Origin of the sequence: Streptomyces hawaiiensis, assembly GCF_004803895.1 — a bacterium.
GTDB classification, from domain to species: domain Bacteria; phylum Actinomycetota; class Actinomycetes; order Streptomycetales; family Streptomycetaceae; genus Streptomyces; species Streptomyces hawaiiensis.
The window spans coordinates 4,148,339-4,162,200 of the sequence record NZ_CP021978.1; the positions used below are offsets into that span (position 1 = coordinate 4,148,339).

The window sequence follows — 13,862 nt, forward strand, 5'->3', positions numbered from 1 at the left end:
ACGCGTGCGTGACACGTGCCGAATGAACGTCTGCTCGGCTACGACAACAGGAACGCATGGTCCCCGTCGATACGTTCCACACTCCACCGAATGATCACGCAGACGTTATCGAAGAGAGACACGTCTTCGCAGCTCAGGGGGTGGGTTCACGCACGGTTCACACCGTCATGGGCAGTGCTTTCGCGCCATCTTCGGTGACGCGGGTGGCTCCGAAGTAGTCGGGGGTGTCGATCGGGTCGAATCGGATGACGGCACCGGTCCGGGGCGCGTCGATCATGTACCCGCCTCCGACATAAATGCCGACATGCCGGATGGCACGGGAATTGGTGAGGTCGTCCGAGAAGAACACGAGGTCGCCGGGGAGCAGTTCGTCCCGCGAGGGATGCGGACCGGCGTTGTACTGGTCGTTGGCGACCCGCGGGAGCTTGATGCCCACGGTCTCGTAGGCGGCCTGGGTCAGTCCCGAGCAGTCGAAGCGTCCGCCCTGCTCAGCGGTGCCGGTGCCGCCCCAGAGGTAGGGCGTGCCGAGCTTCTTCTGCGCGTACTCGATCGCGGCGGCGGCCTGCTCGGAGGGGTCGACCCGCCCGACCGGCGCCGCGAAGCTCTCCGCGAGCGTCGTGATCCGCTTCACGTAGTTGCGGGTCTCGCTGTACGGCGGCACGCCCCCGTACTTGATCACCGCGTACGCCCCCGCGTTGTAGGCGGCCAGCATGTTTTCGGTCGGATTCCCGCCAACCTTCTTCACGTACGACGCGAGTTCGCAGTCGTAGGAGGCGGCCGAGGGAATCGCGTCCTTCGGGTCCCACACGTCACGGTCGCCGTCGCCGTCGCCGTCGATGCCGTGGCTGGCCCAGGTGCCGGGGATGAACTGCGCTATGCCCTGCGCGGCGGCGTGGCTCTGGGCCCTGGGGTTGAAGCCGCTCTCCTGGTAGAGCTGGGCGGCGAGCAGGGCCGGGCTGATGGCGGGGCAGAGGTTGCCCCACTTCTGCACGGTGGCCGCGTACGCGGCGGGCACCGATCCCTTGGCCAGCGATTTCGCCCCGCCGCCCACGCCGCTGACGAGGTTCCCGGCGACCAGATAGACCCCGACGACGAGCAGCATCACGAAGGCCAGAGCGGAACTGATGGCGACACTCGCCACGATCCACGCCTTACGCACCGTCAACCGCCCCTCGCCGCCCAGGAGTCCGTTGGTCAGTGTAGAGGCGGCCCGCCCGCCCGGGAATGATCACGAGGAGGAGAGTCTGGGGCGGACGGAGGAACAGGGCACGGCACCGGCAGCACGGCGAGAGCACGACGGGTCCGGCCGGCGCACGGGATCACGGCGCGTCACAGGCCCCCGCCGCTTCCCGGTACAGCCGTTCCGCCGACGCGCCGAGGACCACGCTGTAGGAGACGCCGGGGCTGGTCCCGCCCTGGTCGTGCCCGCCGAGGACCCCGACGACCTGCCCGTCCCCGTTCACCCAGGGGCTGCCGCTGGTGCCCCCGCTGAAGCCGGGGCAGGCGATGCGCTGCTGGGTGCGGCTGTGCGCGGCGGGCCTGGCGGTGCAGCTGACGGGCGTCTCCCGCGTGTTGGGGTACCCGGTGACGGTCACCGCGGTGGCCCCGGTCGCCGTGCCGGTCACGAACCGGTTCCCGCCGACGGCGTCCTGGACCTCCTCGCCGCCGTGGGGCGCGACCGCGGCGAGCCCCACGTCACTGTCCTCGTCACGTCCCTCGACCCACTCGCGGGCCAGGAACCGCCGCCGCACCGTCCACTCGCCGTAGGGCGCCCGTCCGTCCCGGTAGCCCGGCACGAAGACCAGCCCGGCGTCGCCGCCCAGGCAGTGCGCCGCGGTGACGATCAGATTCCGGTGCGGCGCGTCCACCACGGACGCCGTGCAGAAGTGCCCGCCGGCCGGCCGCCCCGCCCGCGCGGCGGGGACGAGCACCCCGACCCGGGCGTCGCGCGCGGTGAAGGTCAGCCCGAGGGGCCCGGCCCCGTCGTCGGCTCTCGCGCCGGACGCGGTGATGAGGGCGACGAGGACCACGGCGATGGACAGGACGCGCTTCACCGGAGCGACTGTGCCCGACGAAGGTGAGAGAAACGTCAGACACCGGCCTGCGCGTCCCGCCCCGGCGGGAAGTGCGGGCCCGTCAGCTCCTCCGACACCCGCCACAGCCGCCGGGCCGTCAGCGGGTCGCCGGCCGCGCGGGAGCGGCCCGCCGGCATCGCGGGCGACCCGCAGCACCTCACCCTGCTGACCGGCGCCGCCCTCCAGGGCATCGCCTCCTTCGCGGCGGGCGGCATGCTCGCCCTCGACGGCACCGAGGAGTTCGTCCACCTCCTCCTGCTCCTCCTGCGCGGCCTCGAGCCCCGCTGAATCCGGCCCCCTCGGGTCAAGCCGCGCCCATCACCCGGCCATCGAGCCGTCAGCGATCGGTAAGCCCCACTCCCCTTTCAGTAAGGCGGAAGTCAGGATTCCGAAACCCGTCTTGTTGTCACGTACTCAACAAGCGATCGTCGTCGCGGGTCGCCGCCCCCGCCGGGAAACACACCGGCGGTTCCCCCACCCGCAGGCCTCTGCCCACCACTGCCAGGAGGCTGTACCTTGCCCACGACACCCCCCAACTCCCCCACCACCCGCCGCAGATGGCGCCGCGCCGCGTCCGCCGTCACCGCCACGGCCGCACTCCTGATCACCGGCCTCACCACCGCCGCCCACGCACAGGCCGCAGACCCGAGCACCTCCAAGGTCACCTGGACCCGCTCCTGCGCCCTGCCCCGCCACCATGGCGAGATGGCCTGCAACGCCCTGCGCGTCACGGGCGGCCGCACCGCCTTCCAGCAGCAGCACGGCATCTCGGCCCAGGCCGCCGAGGCCTCCTCCCCCTCCGGCTACGGCCCCTCCGACCTCCGCAGCGCCTACGGCCTCACCTCCGCCGCCGCGAACAACGGCTCCGGCCGCACCATCGCCGTCGTCGACGCCTACGACGACCCGAACGCCGAATCCGACCTCGCCGCCTACCGCTCCCACTACGGCCTGCCCGCCTGCACCACCGCGAACGGCTGCTTCAAGAAGGTGAGCCAGACCGGCTCCACCACCGCCCTCCCGACCGCCGACAGCGGCTGGGCCGGTGAGATCTCCCTCGACCTCGACATGGCGAGCGCGATCTGCCCGAACTGCCACATCACCCTCGTCGAGGCGAAGTCGGCGTCCATGGCCAACCTCGGCACCGCCGTCAACGAGGCCGTCGCCCTGGGCGCCAAGTACGTCTCCAACAGCTACGGCGGCGGCGAGTCCTCCTCCGACGCCTCCTACGACTCCGCCTACTTCAACCACCCGGGCGTCGCCATCACCGTCAGCGCGGGCGACGCCGGCTACGGCGCCGAGTACCCGGCGGCGTCGAAGTACGTGACGGCCGTCGGCGGCACCAGCCTCACCGCCTCCTCCACCACCCGCGGCTGGACCGAGAGCGTCTGGCGGACCAGCAGCACCGAGGGCACCGGCTCCGGCTGCTCCGCCTACGACACCAAGCCCGCCTGGCAGACCGACACCGGCTGCACCCGGCGCATGATCGCCGACGTCTCGGCCGTAGCAGACCCGGCGACCGGCGTCGCCGTCTACGACACCTACGGCGTCGACGGCCAGGGCTGGGCCACCTACGGCGGCACCAGCGCCTCCGCCCCGATCATCGCGAGCGTCTACGCCCTCGCGGGCACCCCGTCCACCGGCTCCTACCCCGCCGGATTCCCCTACGCGAACACCTCCGCCCTGAACGACGTCACCAGCGGCAGCAACGGCAGCTGCACCACCAGCTACTTCTGCACCGCCCGGACGGGTTACGACGGCCCGACCGGCCTGGGCACCCCCGAGGGACTCGGCGCCTTCACCGGCTGACACCTTCGGCTGGTGACAGACCGTCACCGAAGAACGCCGCCCGGGGCCGTGGGGGCCCGTGGACGGCCGGTGACGAAGGGGCCGCGGCAACCCAGCCGCGGCCCCTTCGCCTTGCCAGGTAGCCTTCACCCCGGGAACACCGGCGCGATCACTCACCCGACCAGCCGTCAGAAACAGCCTGAAGAGGTGAGAAGGCCGCAAGAGGGCACAACGACGGAACCACACACCAGGTTCCGCTCAGGCCTCATTGCCCGGCGTGACCTGCCGTGATACACAGAGTGACCATACGATCCTTCGCACACCACCCGCCGCCACCCCTAGGGGCCGACGCGGAACGGTGGCAAGGTATTCGTACGAAACCCGCCAATCAATGACGCCAAGTCGACATCCGGCAGCATCATTGTCGGCGAGAATGAGGCCTGACCTCTGCACGACCGCAGAGGGTGCAGAACTACCCACCAGGGGCGGTGACTTACATGCTCTTTGCGGCCGACAAGGGAGACATCAACACCATCATCGGCGGGATCGCTCCGGACTGGGGCCCCTTCGGCAGCCTGGGCACCGAGGCGAAGACGATGGTCCAGGTCGTGATGGCGTTCGCCATCCTGCTCTGCCTCGGCATCGCCATCTGGGGCGCCGCCAAGCAGCGCATCGGCGCCACCGCCCTGCGGGACACCTTCAGCGCGGAGCAGGGCAAGGGCCTCATCATCGCGGGTCTGACGGGAGTCTTCATCATCGGCTCCCTCGGGACGCTGTTCACCATCGTGTACGGCATGGCCGTGTAGACCGGGCACCGTCCGCCCGGCCGGGCACGCCCGGCTCCCCCTCCATCCCACCCGCCCGTCGTGCCCACCGGCTGAGGTTGCGTTTCCCTGATGTCGAGTCACCACACCGCGCCCGCGCGGGAACCAGCACGGCTACCGTCGTACGAGGAGTATGAGAAGTACGACCGGTACGAACTGTTTCCGCACGACGTCGAGGGGGCGTACGCGGTATGAGTCACGGTGACGACCACGAGCCCTCCGGCGGCTACGCCGGCACGGGCCAGACCCGCACCCGCCTGCCCGAATCCGGCGACGCCTTCGGCGACCCCCGCCGCCGCTCCTCGTCCCGCAGCCTGGTCACGGTCGTCGGCGTGGTGGTCCTCCTGATCGCAGCCATCGCCTTCGCGAACCGGGGGGACGGCGACACCGAGTCCAGCGGCTCGGGCAGCGACAAGGCGGAGAGCTCGGCGACGGCGCCCACGGGGCAACAGCCGGTGAAGTCGAAGACCGGCGACATCGCCACAGGCTACGCCCATACGGAGCAGGGCGCCCAGTCCGCAGCCACCAACTTTGGCGTCGCCCTCGGGTCGGCCGACATGTACAACCTCGACAAGCGGCACGCGATCGTCAACACCGTGTACGCCCCCGATGTCGCCGCCGCCCAACTGCCGGCGTTCGACCAGGTGTACTCGCAGGAGAGCTTCCTCGAGAAGATCGGCCTGACCAAGGACGGCGCCGCGCCGAACGGCCAGACCTTCGTCTCGCGCGTCGTCCCGGTCGGCACCAAGGTCACCTCCTACAACAACAGCACCGCCTCGGTCGCCCTCTGGTACACATCCCTCTTCGGCCTGTCGGGGGAGGGCTCCAAGAACCCCGTGACCGAGAGCTGGTACACAACGACGTACCAGCTGAAGTGGGTCGATGGTGACTGGAAGGTCACCGACTTCACCCAGAAGGACGGCCCGGTCCCGGTCGGACGCGACCAGAGAGCGTCCACCGCAGAGGACATGAGCAAGGCCGTCGAGGAGTACGGAGGGTTCACCTATGCCCGGTAGGCATCTCGTACTCAAACTCGGCGCCGCGGTCACCGCCGTGCAGACGGCCACGGTCCTGCTGGCCACCCGTGCCTTCGCCGCCCCCACTCCGTCCCCGTCACCCAGCAACAACGCCTGCGACCTCCTCAGGGGCGAGGCCAGAGACATCTGCGAGGGCGACACCGGCACCGGCAGCGGCGGCGGTGCCGACCGGCTCGACCCCACCTCCACCCTCGACCCCCTCTCCTCCCTCGCCAAGGGCTGTGCCGACGCCGCGTCCTGGACCGTCGACAAGCTCAGCGAGGCCGTGAAGGAGACCGCCAACGTCGACTTCACCAACCCCAAGTTCCTCCAGCAGTACGCCGTCGTCTTCGCCGCGTCGACGATCCTCACGCTCCTGCTCTGGATCCTGGCCGTGGCAAAGCGAGCCGTGCGCGGCGTACCCCTGACCACCGCCCTGTCCGAGGCCATCGGATTCCTGTGGCTCACGGTGCTGGCCTCCGCATTCACCCCCCTGATCCTCTACACCGTCGTCTCCGCCACCGACGGCATCACCGAGGTCCTCGCGAAAGCCACCGGCGACCAGACCGACGCGTTCTTCGGCACGTTCTCCGAGGCCCTCAAGAAGGGCGAGGACATCGGCGGCGGCCCGATCATGCTGATCGTCGTCTCCCTGGTCAGCATCCTCGCCGCCGGCGTCCTCTGGCTGGAGCTCGTCATCCGCGCCGCCCTGCTCTACGTCGGCGCCCTCCTCGGCACCGTCGTCTACGCCGGCCTCGTCGACAAGAACCTGTGGGGCCACGTCCGCCGCTGGGCCGGCATCATGATCGCGGTCATCCTCATCAAGCCGGTCATCGTCATCGTCCTCGGCCTCGCCGGCGCACTCTCCGCCGACGACGGCCCCGACGCCTTCTCCGCCGTCGTCTCCGGCCTCGCCATCATCCTGCTCGCCATCTTCGCCAGCGCGATGATCTACCGCTTCGTCCCCGGCTTCGGCGACGAGATCGCCGGCTCCCGCAACAACCGCCTCATGCAGGGCGCCGAGAGCAAGGCCGCCGCGGTCATCAGCTCCCCGGCCAGCCTGGTCGCGCAGGGCATCAAGACCCACAGCTCCCGCGCCGACAACAACGGCGGAGGCAGCCAGTCCTCCGCCCCCCGCCCCAGCAACCCCGCCTCCGGCGGAGTCGCCGCGCACAGCTCGCGCACCTCGAACGGCGGCGGATCTGTCCCCTCCGCCGCACCCGCCCCCCGTTCGAGCAGCCCCGTCAACACTCCCCACGCCAGCAACACCCGCAACAGCAGTACCAACCGCACGGGAGGTGAAGGGCGTTGACGACCGAGTCCCACGTGTCCCATCCGGTCACGCCCCGCCGGACATACCTGATCGGCCGCGCCCGGCCGAACGCGATCATCGGCCGCAACCGCGAGACCGGCGAGATCGCCCTGATCGTCGTGGGCGCGTTCCTCGGCATGATGTGCGGGCTCCTCGTCCCGGTGCTGTCCCTGCGCATCGTGCTGCTCGCCGGGTTCCCGATGCTGGCGCTGGCCGCGGTCTACGTGCCGTACAAGCACCGCACGTTCTACAAGTGGTTCGAGATCAACCGCAGCTACAAGCGGACCCTGAAGCGGGGCACCGCCTACCGCTCCGCCGTCGTCGAGGCCGGCACCCGGCTGGACGGCCGCGAGGTGGAGATCGGCCCGCCCCCCGGCATCGGCCGCATCACCTGGCTCGCCGCCCCCTTCGGCCCCGACGAGATCGCCGTGCTCCTGCACGCCGACCGCAAGACCGTCACCGCCGCCATCGAGATCGAGGGCCCGGGCGTCGGCCTGCGCGACAGCGAGGACCAGGAGGCCCTCGTCGACCGCTTCGGCACGCTGCTCAAGCACGTGGCCAACGGCGACGGCTTCGTCACCCGCATCCAGATGCTGGCCCGTACCCTCCCGGCCGACCCGGACGCCCACGCCAAGGACGTCTCCGTCCGCGGCGACGACAAGGCCCTGCCCTGGCTCCAGGACTCCTACGACCAGCTTCAGTCCATGGTGTCCACCAGCAGCGAGCAGCACCGCGCCTACCTCGTCGCCTGCATGCACTACACCCGCGAACTCGCCGCCGAGGCCAACGCCATGGCCCGCGCCGCGCGCGCCCACGGCGGCAAGGTCGACCGGGACGCCGGACTCGCCGTCGTCATGGCCCGCGAGCTCACCGACATCTGCTCGCGCCTGCAGGAGGCCGACATCCGCGTCCGGCAGCCGCTCGGACAGGGGCGGCTGTCCTCGCTGATCCACTCCATGTACGACCCGGACCACCCCATCGACCACATCCAGGCGATGACGAAGCGCAACGCCTGGCCGGCCGAACTGGACGCCATGGAGCCCACCTACCTCCAGGCCAAGACCCGCGAGTCCTCCACCCGCGCCCCCTGGTGCCACGCCACGGCCTGGGTGAAGGAGTGGCCGATGACCCCCGTCGGCGTCAACTTCCTCGCCCCCCTGCTCGTCCACACCCCGGACGTCATCCGCACGGTCGCCGTCACGATGGACCTCGAACCCACCGAGGTCGCCATCGAGCGCATGCTCACGGAGAAGACCAACGACGAGGCCGAGGCGTCCCGCGCCGCCAAGATGAACCGCACGATCGACCCCCGTGACGTGGCCGCCCACTCCCGGCTCGACCAGCGCGGCGAGGACCTCGCCAGCGGCGCCGCCGGCGTCAACCTCGTCGGCTACATCACCGTCTCCTCGCGCTCCCCCGACGCCCTCGCCCGCGACAAGCGGACGATCAGGGCATCGGCCGGAAAGTCGTACCTGAAGCTGGAATGGTGCGACCGCGAGCACCACCGCGCCTTCGTGAACACCCTTCCCTTCGCCACCGGCATTCGGAGGTAGGACCTCATGCGGGACCCGCTGTCCGTCCTCACCGACGCCTTCACCTCCTTCCTCTTCGGAAAGGTCGAGACGACCAGGCTCCCGGTGCGCACGTCCACGGGCCAGGCCCAGGCGGTCTATCTCCCGACCGCCGCCCCCGGCCTCGGCGACTCCGGCGTCATCATCGGCCGCGAGGTGTACTCCGGAAAGGGCTACATCTACGACCCCTTCCAGCTCTACGGCCAGCAGCTCCCCGCCCCCCACTGGCTGGTCCTCGGCGAGTCCGGCAACGGCAAGTCGGCGCTGGAGAAGACGTACGTCCTGCGCCAGCTCCGCTTCCGCGACCGCCAGGTCGTCGTCCTGGACGCCCAGGGCGAGGACGGCGTCGGCGAGTGGAACCTCATCGCGCAGGAGCTGGGTATAACTCCCATCCGCCTGGACCCGATGGCCGCCCTGGACATGGGGATCCGCCTCAACCCGCTCGACCCCGCGATCACGACCACGGGCCAGCTGGCCCTGCTCCGCACGATCATCGAGGTCGCGCTGGGCCACGGCCTCGACGAACGCTCGGGCTTCGCCCTCAAGGTCGCGCACGCCTACGTCAACGAGACCATCGTCGACCGCCAGCCGGTCCTGACCGACATCGTCGAGCAGCTGCGCCACCCCGAGCCCGAGTCGGCCGAGGCGATGAACGTCGCCATAGACGACGTACGGGCCTGGGGCCTCGACGTCGCCCTGGTCCTGGACCGCCTCGTCGACGGTGACCTGCGCGGCATGTTCGACGGCCCCACCACGGTCGGCATCGACCTGGACGCCCCGCTCATCGTCTTCGACCTGTCCCACATCGACCGCAACTCCATCGCCATGCCCATCCTCATGGCGATCGTCGGCGTGTGGCTGGAGCACACCTGGATCCGCCCCGACCGGAAGAAGCGCATCTTCCTGGTCGAGGAGGCCTGGCACATCATCAACAGCCCCTTCGTCGCCCAGCTGTTCCAGCGCCTGCTGAAGTTCGGCCGACGCCTGGGCCTGTCGTTCGTGGCGGTCGTCCACCACCTCTCGGACGTCGTGGACGGCGCGGCCGCCAAGGAAGCGGCGGCGATCCTCAAGATGGCGTCGACGAGGACGATCTACGCCCAGAAGGCGGACGAGGCCAGAGCGACGGGCCGCGTCCTGGGCCTGCCCCGCTGGGCGGTGGAGATCATCCCGACCCTCACCCCCGGCATCGCCGTCTGGGACGTCAACGGCAACGTCCAGGTCGTCAAACACCTGATCACGGAGACCGAACGCCCCTTGGTCTTCACCGACCGCGCCATGACCCAGTCGTCCGCCGACCTCGCGGACGACGCCCTGCACGCCGCCGAACTCGAGGCGGAGGAACGGGCCGCGGCCTTCGTGGAGCACCACCTGGGCGACTCCGAATCGACGGTGGCGTAGGCAGGGGAGGACGCGTGAGACCGGACGACCGCCACACCCAGCGGGACGGCCAGGGAGGAATCCCCGACGGCCTGCTGGTCGGCATACTCGCGTTCCTCCTCGGCATGACCCTGCTGGTGTGGACGGCCACCGGCCTCGCCGCCCTGTTCGCCCACGGCTCCTGGCCGCCCGGCGTCACCTTCACCCGCACACCGCCGGCCCTGCGCGACCTCATCACCCAGCCCCGCGACATCCCCGGCGCCTGGCCCGACACACCCCCCGGCGAACTCTCCGGCTACGGCCTGTTCTGGGGCATGTTCATCGGCCAGCTGATGATCCTGTTCGTCCTGACGATCTTCGTGATGGGGACATGGGCCCGCTGGCGGGCAGTACGGGCGAGGCGCCGGGCGGAGATCCTGTCACCGCAGCCGGAGCCGGAGCCCGGGCCCGAGCAGCACGCCGTAGCGCAACCGGCCCGGCACGACGTACCCGCGCCGGCACCGCCCGCGGCACACCACGAGGTCCCCACTCCCCGCACGACGCCCGAGCCCACCCAGCTCCTCGAAGCGACGGCACCCCCCACGCCCCCGGCTTCCCCCTTCGGCCGGGAACCGGTGGGCGCGTGGGAAAAAATCCTCGTGGCCCCGAGGGAAACCCGTCAGACAACCGCCACCCAGGCGGTACACGACGCGGAGGGCCCAGCCCTGATCGTCACGTCGAACGCGACGCTCTGGCAGGACACCAAGGACGGAAGAGCCAAACTGGGCCCCCTCCTGCTCTTCGACCCCACCCACCTCTGCGACACCCCGTCCCGCCTCCACTGGTCCCCGACCGAAGGCTGCGAGGACAGGAACACGGCAACCGCGAGAGCCACCGCCCTCCTCACCCCCGTCCGCCCCACCGCCAAACTCGACCAGGCGGTCAGCGACACAGCCGCCACCCTCCTGCGCAGCTACCTGCACGCCGCGGCGATCGACGGCCGCACCATCCGCCACGTCCACCGCTGGTCGCAGGGCACCCAGATCCACGACGCCGTCCGCATCCTCCGTACCAACCCCAAGGCCGCCCCCGGCTCCGCCGGTGAACTCGAAGGCGCCCTCACGGCCCACCCCGAACGCCGCGACATGGCCCAGCAGTTGACCACCCGCGCCCTCGCGGCCCTCTCCACGGTCAACATCCGCGAGGCCTGCACCCCCAACCGAACTGATGCCCTCGCCTTGGATTCCTTCGTCCACGAAGGGGGCACGCTTTATGTGGTGGGGGAATCCATCGAGGACCCCAGGACGAACCCGGGCGCGATGCCCCTCCTGACGGCCCTCGTCTCGAGCGTGGTCGAGCGCGGCCGGCACATGGCCGAACGGTCATCGGCCGGTCGCCTCGACCCACCAATGACGCTCGTCCTGGACGACGTCGCGGCCGTGGCCCCGCTTCCCCAGCTTCCGGAGCTGCTGGCCACCGGAGCGGACCGGGGCATGCCGACCCTGGCCCTGCTCCGGTCCCGCGAACAGGGCCGCGCCCGCTGGCCACACGACGAACTGCCGGTCTGAAACGCCGGCCCCAAAACGCCTTACTCCCGCTCGAGCACGAACTCCAACTCCCGCTCCCCGGCATCCCCGAGCGGCACCGTCACCCCGCTCGGCAGGAACCCCACCCGCCGGTAGAACCGCTGCGCCCGCCCGTTCTCCTCGTGGACGATGAGCCGCACCCGTTCCAGACCCTGCCCCCACGACCACTCCAGGGCCGCGTCGAACAGCACCTCGGTCAGCCCGCTCCCGCGCTCCTCGGGCCGTACGAACACGCCGACCACATGCCCCTGCTTCCGCTCCACCGGAAACCCGGCCCAGTCGGTCGTCCCGGGCTCCTCCACCAGCACGGTCAGCGTCGCCACCCACCGCCCGCCCGGCCCCTCGGCGATGATCTGCTGCGCCTTGTCCGCGCCTTCGGCGCCACCGGCCGTCCGCTCCTGCCAGAAGGAGTCCGGCCTGGCCGAGGCCTCCTCGTACGTCTCCAGGAAGGCCAGGTGCGCCACCGGATCCCGCAGGGCCGCGAGCCGCAACTCCTTCGCCGCAGCCCACTCGCCGGCACGGACGGACCGGATCACATAGCTCATGCGCCCACGGTAGTACCCGGGTACGACAACCCTCACCTCGATTACCCCGCCGGTCCGACGCCCGCCGCCCCCGCACGCACGAGCATCGAAGCATGCTGACGGCACACGAACTCACCAAACGCTACGGCGACCGGACGGTCGTCACGGACCTGTCCTTCACCGTCCGCCCCGGCACGGTCACCGGCTTCCTCGGACCGAACGGCGCCGGCAAGTCCACGACCATGCGCATGCTCCTCGGCCTGGATGCCCCCACCCGCGGCCATGCCACCGTGGCCGGACGCTCCTACGCCGCCCACCCCGCGCCCCTCACCGAAGTCGGCGCCCTGCTGGAGGCCCGCTCGGTCCACCCCGGCCGCACCGCCTACCACCACCTGCGCGCCCTCGCCCACACCCACGGCATCCCCCGCGCCCGGGTCGAGCACGTCCTCGGCCTCACGGGTCTGACCGACGTGGCCCACCGCCGCGTCAAGGGCTTCTCCCTCGGCATGGGACAGCGCCTCGGCATCGCCGCCGCCCTCCTCGGCGACCCGGCCATGCTCATCCTCGACGAGCCCGTCAACGGCCTCGACCCGGAGGGCGTCCTGTGGATCCGCAACCTGCTCAAGTCCCTCGCCGCGGAGGGCCGCACGGTCTTCGTCTCCTCCCACCTGATGAGCGAGATGGCCCTCACCGCCGAGCACCTGGTCATCATCGGCCGCGGCCGCCTCCTCGCCGACACCACGGTCACCGACTTCGTCCACCACTCCGGCGCGGGCACCACCAAGGTCATCACCCCGCAGGCCACCACCCTCGCGGATCTCCTCACCGCCCCCGGCGTCGACATCACCACCGACACCCCCGGCACCCTCCGGATCCGCGGCACGGACGCCCAGCACATCGGCCGCACGGCGGCGGCCCACGGCATCCCCCTCTACGAACTGACCCCCACCTCCACCTCCCTGGAGGAGGCCTTCATGGACCTCACCCGGGACGCGGTGGAGTACCCGGCGACCCCGCAAGGAGCAGCGGCATGACCACGGCGACCCCGCCCTACCGCGTGACCCCGGCCCGCGTCCTGCGCTCCGAGTGGCACAAGCTCTGGACCCTGCGCTCCACCTGGATCACCCTCGTCGTCACCAGCGCCCTCACCGCCGCCATGGGCGCGGGCCTCGGCGCCGCCTACGACGGCACGGGCGAGGGCGGCATGGACACGGTCGTCCTGGTCCTCCTCGGCACCCAGTTCGCCCAGATCAACCTGGGGGTACTGGGCATCCTGGCCACGGCCGGCGAGTACTCCACGGGCCAGATCCGCGCCACGATGACGGCGGTCCCCCGCCGCCTGCCCGTCCTCTGGTCCAAGGCCGCCGTCCTGGCCGCGGTCGCCCTCCCGCTCACCCTGGCGACGAACCTCCTCACCTTCCCCCTGGCCCAGTACTTCCTCTCCGGAACCGACCAGTCCGCCTCCCTCGGCGACCCGGGCATCCTGCGCGCCCTCGCGGGCAACGCGGCCGGCCTCACCCTCCTCGCCGTCCTCGCCCTCGGCATCGGTGCCCTGCTCCGCTCGGTCCCCATGGCCATCGGCGCTTTCATCGGCCTCGTCATGATTCTCCCGGAGATCCTGGCCATGCTCCCGTACGCCTTCGTCGACGACGCCGTCCGCTACTTCCCCGGCAAGGCCCTGGAAGCCCTCACCACGGCCCAGCCCATGCCCGGAGCGACCTCCCCGGGCGCCGCCCTGCTGGCCATGCTCCTGTGGACGGCGGTCATCCTCACGGTCGCGTCGGTGGTCCTGCGCCGCAAAGACGTATGACGC

The 13,862-nt window shown here is 70.9% G+C and carries 14 protein-coding genes; 10 read left to right on the forward strand and 4 right to left on the reverse strand.

Translation table 11 applies throughout. The features are described from left to right. Nucleotides 1-157: 157 nt before the first annotated feature. The 3 genes from CEB94_RS19075 to CEB94_RS19085 all read right to left on the reverse strand — a co-directional run bounded on the left by CEB94_RS19075 (nucleotide 158) and on the right by CEB94_RS19085 (nucleotide 2,266). On the reverse strand, nucleotides 158-1,159 hold the full coding sequence (locus CEB94_RS19075; RefSeq protein WP_175433393.1) for a C40 family peptidase: 1,002 nt from the start codon (nucleotides 1,157-1,159) through the stop codon (nucleotides 158-160). A gap of 160 nt (nucleotides 1,160-1,319) precedes the next feature. Then, a complete protein-coding gene (locus CEB94_RS19080) occupies nucleotides 1,320-2,054 on the reverse strand; it encodes a trypsin-like serine peptidase (RefSeq protein WP_175433394.1) in 735 nt (244 codons plus the stop codon). A gap of 35 nt (nucleotides 2,055-2,089) precedes the next feature. Continuing rightward, nucleotides 2,090-2,266, reverse strand: coding sequence for a hypothetical protein (locus CEB94_RS19085; RefSeq protein ID WP_342789622.1), 177 nt, complete (start codon nucleotides 2,264-2,266; stop codon nucleotides 2,090-2,092). Between the two features lie 325 nt (nucleotides 2,267-2,591). On the opposite strand from CEB94_RS19085, the gene CEB94_RS19090 reads away from it, so the two are divergent. From CEB94_RS19090 to CEB94_RS19120, 8 genes are all read left to right on the forward strand, one after another. Then, complete coding sequence (locus tag CEB94_RS19090; protein ID WP_175433395.1) at nucleotides 2,592-3,881, forward strand: S53 family peptidase; 1,290 nt, start codon at nucleotides 2,592-2,594, stop codon at nucleotides 3,879-3,881. A 476-nt stretch (nucleotides 3,882-4,357) separates the two neighbouring features. After that, nucleotides 4,358-4,666: a hypothetical protein gene (locus CEB94_RS19095; RefSeq protein WP_031143448.1), complete on the forward strand. Its 309-nt coding sequence runs from the start codon at nucleotides 4,358-4,360 to the stop codon at nucleotides 4,664-4,666. Nucleotides 4,667-4,756: 90 nt separating this feature from the next. Further along, on the forward strand, nucleotides 4,757-4,879 hold the full coding sequence (locus tag CEB94_RS41730) for a hypothetical protein (RefSeq protein WP_281292510.1): 123 nt from the start codon (nucleotides 4,757-4,759) through the stop codon (nucleotides 4,877-4,879). Continuing rightward, nucleotides 4,876-5,700 (forward strand): DUF8175 domain-containg protein, encoded by an 825-nt coding sequence (locus CEB94_RS19100; protein ID WP_175433396.1) that lies wholly within the window; start codon nucleotides 4,876-4,878, stop codon nucleotides 5,698-5,700. Before CEB94_RS41730 ends, CEB94_RS19100 begins: the two co-directional genes overlap by 4 nt. Next, complete coding sequence (locus CEB94_RS19105) at nucleotides 5,690-7,012, forward strand: hypothetical protein (RefSeq protein WP_175433397.1); 1,323 nt, start codon at nucleotides 5,690-5,692, stop codon at nucleotides 7,010-7,012. Before CEB94_RS19100 ends, CEB94_RS19105 begins: the two co-directional genes overlap by 11 nt. Further along, a complete protein-coding gene (locus tag CEB94_RS19110; RefSeq protein ID WP_175433398.1) occupies nucleotides 7,009-8,565 on the forward strand; it encodes an SCO6880 family protein in 1,557 nt (518 codons plus the stop codon). Before CEB94_RS19105 ends, CEB94_RS19110 begins: the two co-directional genes overlap by 4 nt. A gap of 6 nt (nucleotides 8,566-8,571) precedes the next feature. Then, complete coding sequence (locus CEB94_RS19115; protein ID WP_175433399.1) at nucleotides 8,572-9,981, forward strand: ATP-binding protein; 1,410 nt, start codon at nucleotides 8,572-8,574, stop codon at nucleotides 9,979-9,981. 14 nt (nucleotides 9,982-9,995) lie between these two features. Further along, complete coding sequence (locus CEB94_RS19120) at nucleotides 9,996-11,507, forward strand: type IV secretory system conjugative DNA transfer family protein (RefSeq protein WP_175433400.1); 1,512 nt, start codon at nucleotides 9,996-9,998, stop codon at nucleotides 11,505-11,507. 20 nt (nucleotides 11,508-11,527) lie between these two features. On the opposite strand, the gene CEB94_RS19125 is transcribed toward CEB94_RS19120, so the two are convergent. Beyond that, nucleotides 11,528-12,070 (reverse strand): GNAT family N-acetyltransferase, encoded by a 543-nt coding sequence (locus tag CEB94_RS19125; RefSeq protein WP_175433401.1) that lies wholly within the window; start codon nucleotides 12,068-12,070, stop codon nucleotides 11,528-11,530. A 92-nt stretch (nucleotides 12,071-12,162) separates the two neighbouring features. Here CEB94_RS19125 and CEB94_RS19130 point away from each other — a divergent pair, with 92 nt between their 5' ends. Both CEB94_RS19130 and CEB94_RS19135 read left to right on the forward strand, forming a co-directional pair. Further along, nucleotides 12,163-13,083, forward strand: coding sequence for an ABC transporter ATP-binding protein (locus CEB94_RS19130; RefSeq protein ID WP_175433402.1), 921 nt, complete (start codon nucleotides 12,163-12,165; stop codon nucleotides 13,081-13,083). Further along, nucleotides 13,080-13,859: an ABC-2 transporter permease gene (locus tag CEB94_RS19135; RefSeq protein WP_175433403.1), complete on the forward strand. Its 780-nt coding sequence runs from the start codon at nucleotides 13,080-13,082 to the stop codon at nucleotides 13,857-13,859. Before CEB94_RS19130 ends, CEB94_RS19135 begins: the two co-directional genes overlap by 4 nt. The last annotated feature ends 3 nt before the right edge of the window (nucleotides 13,860-13,862 follow it).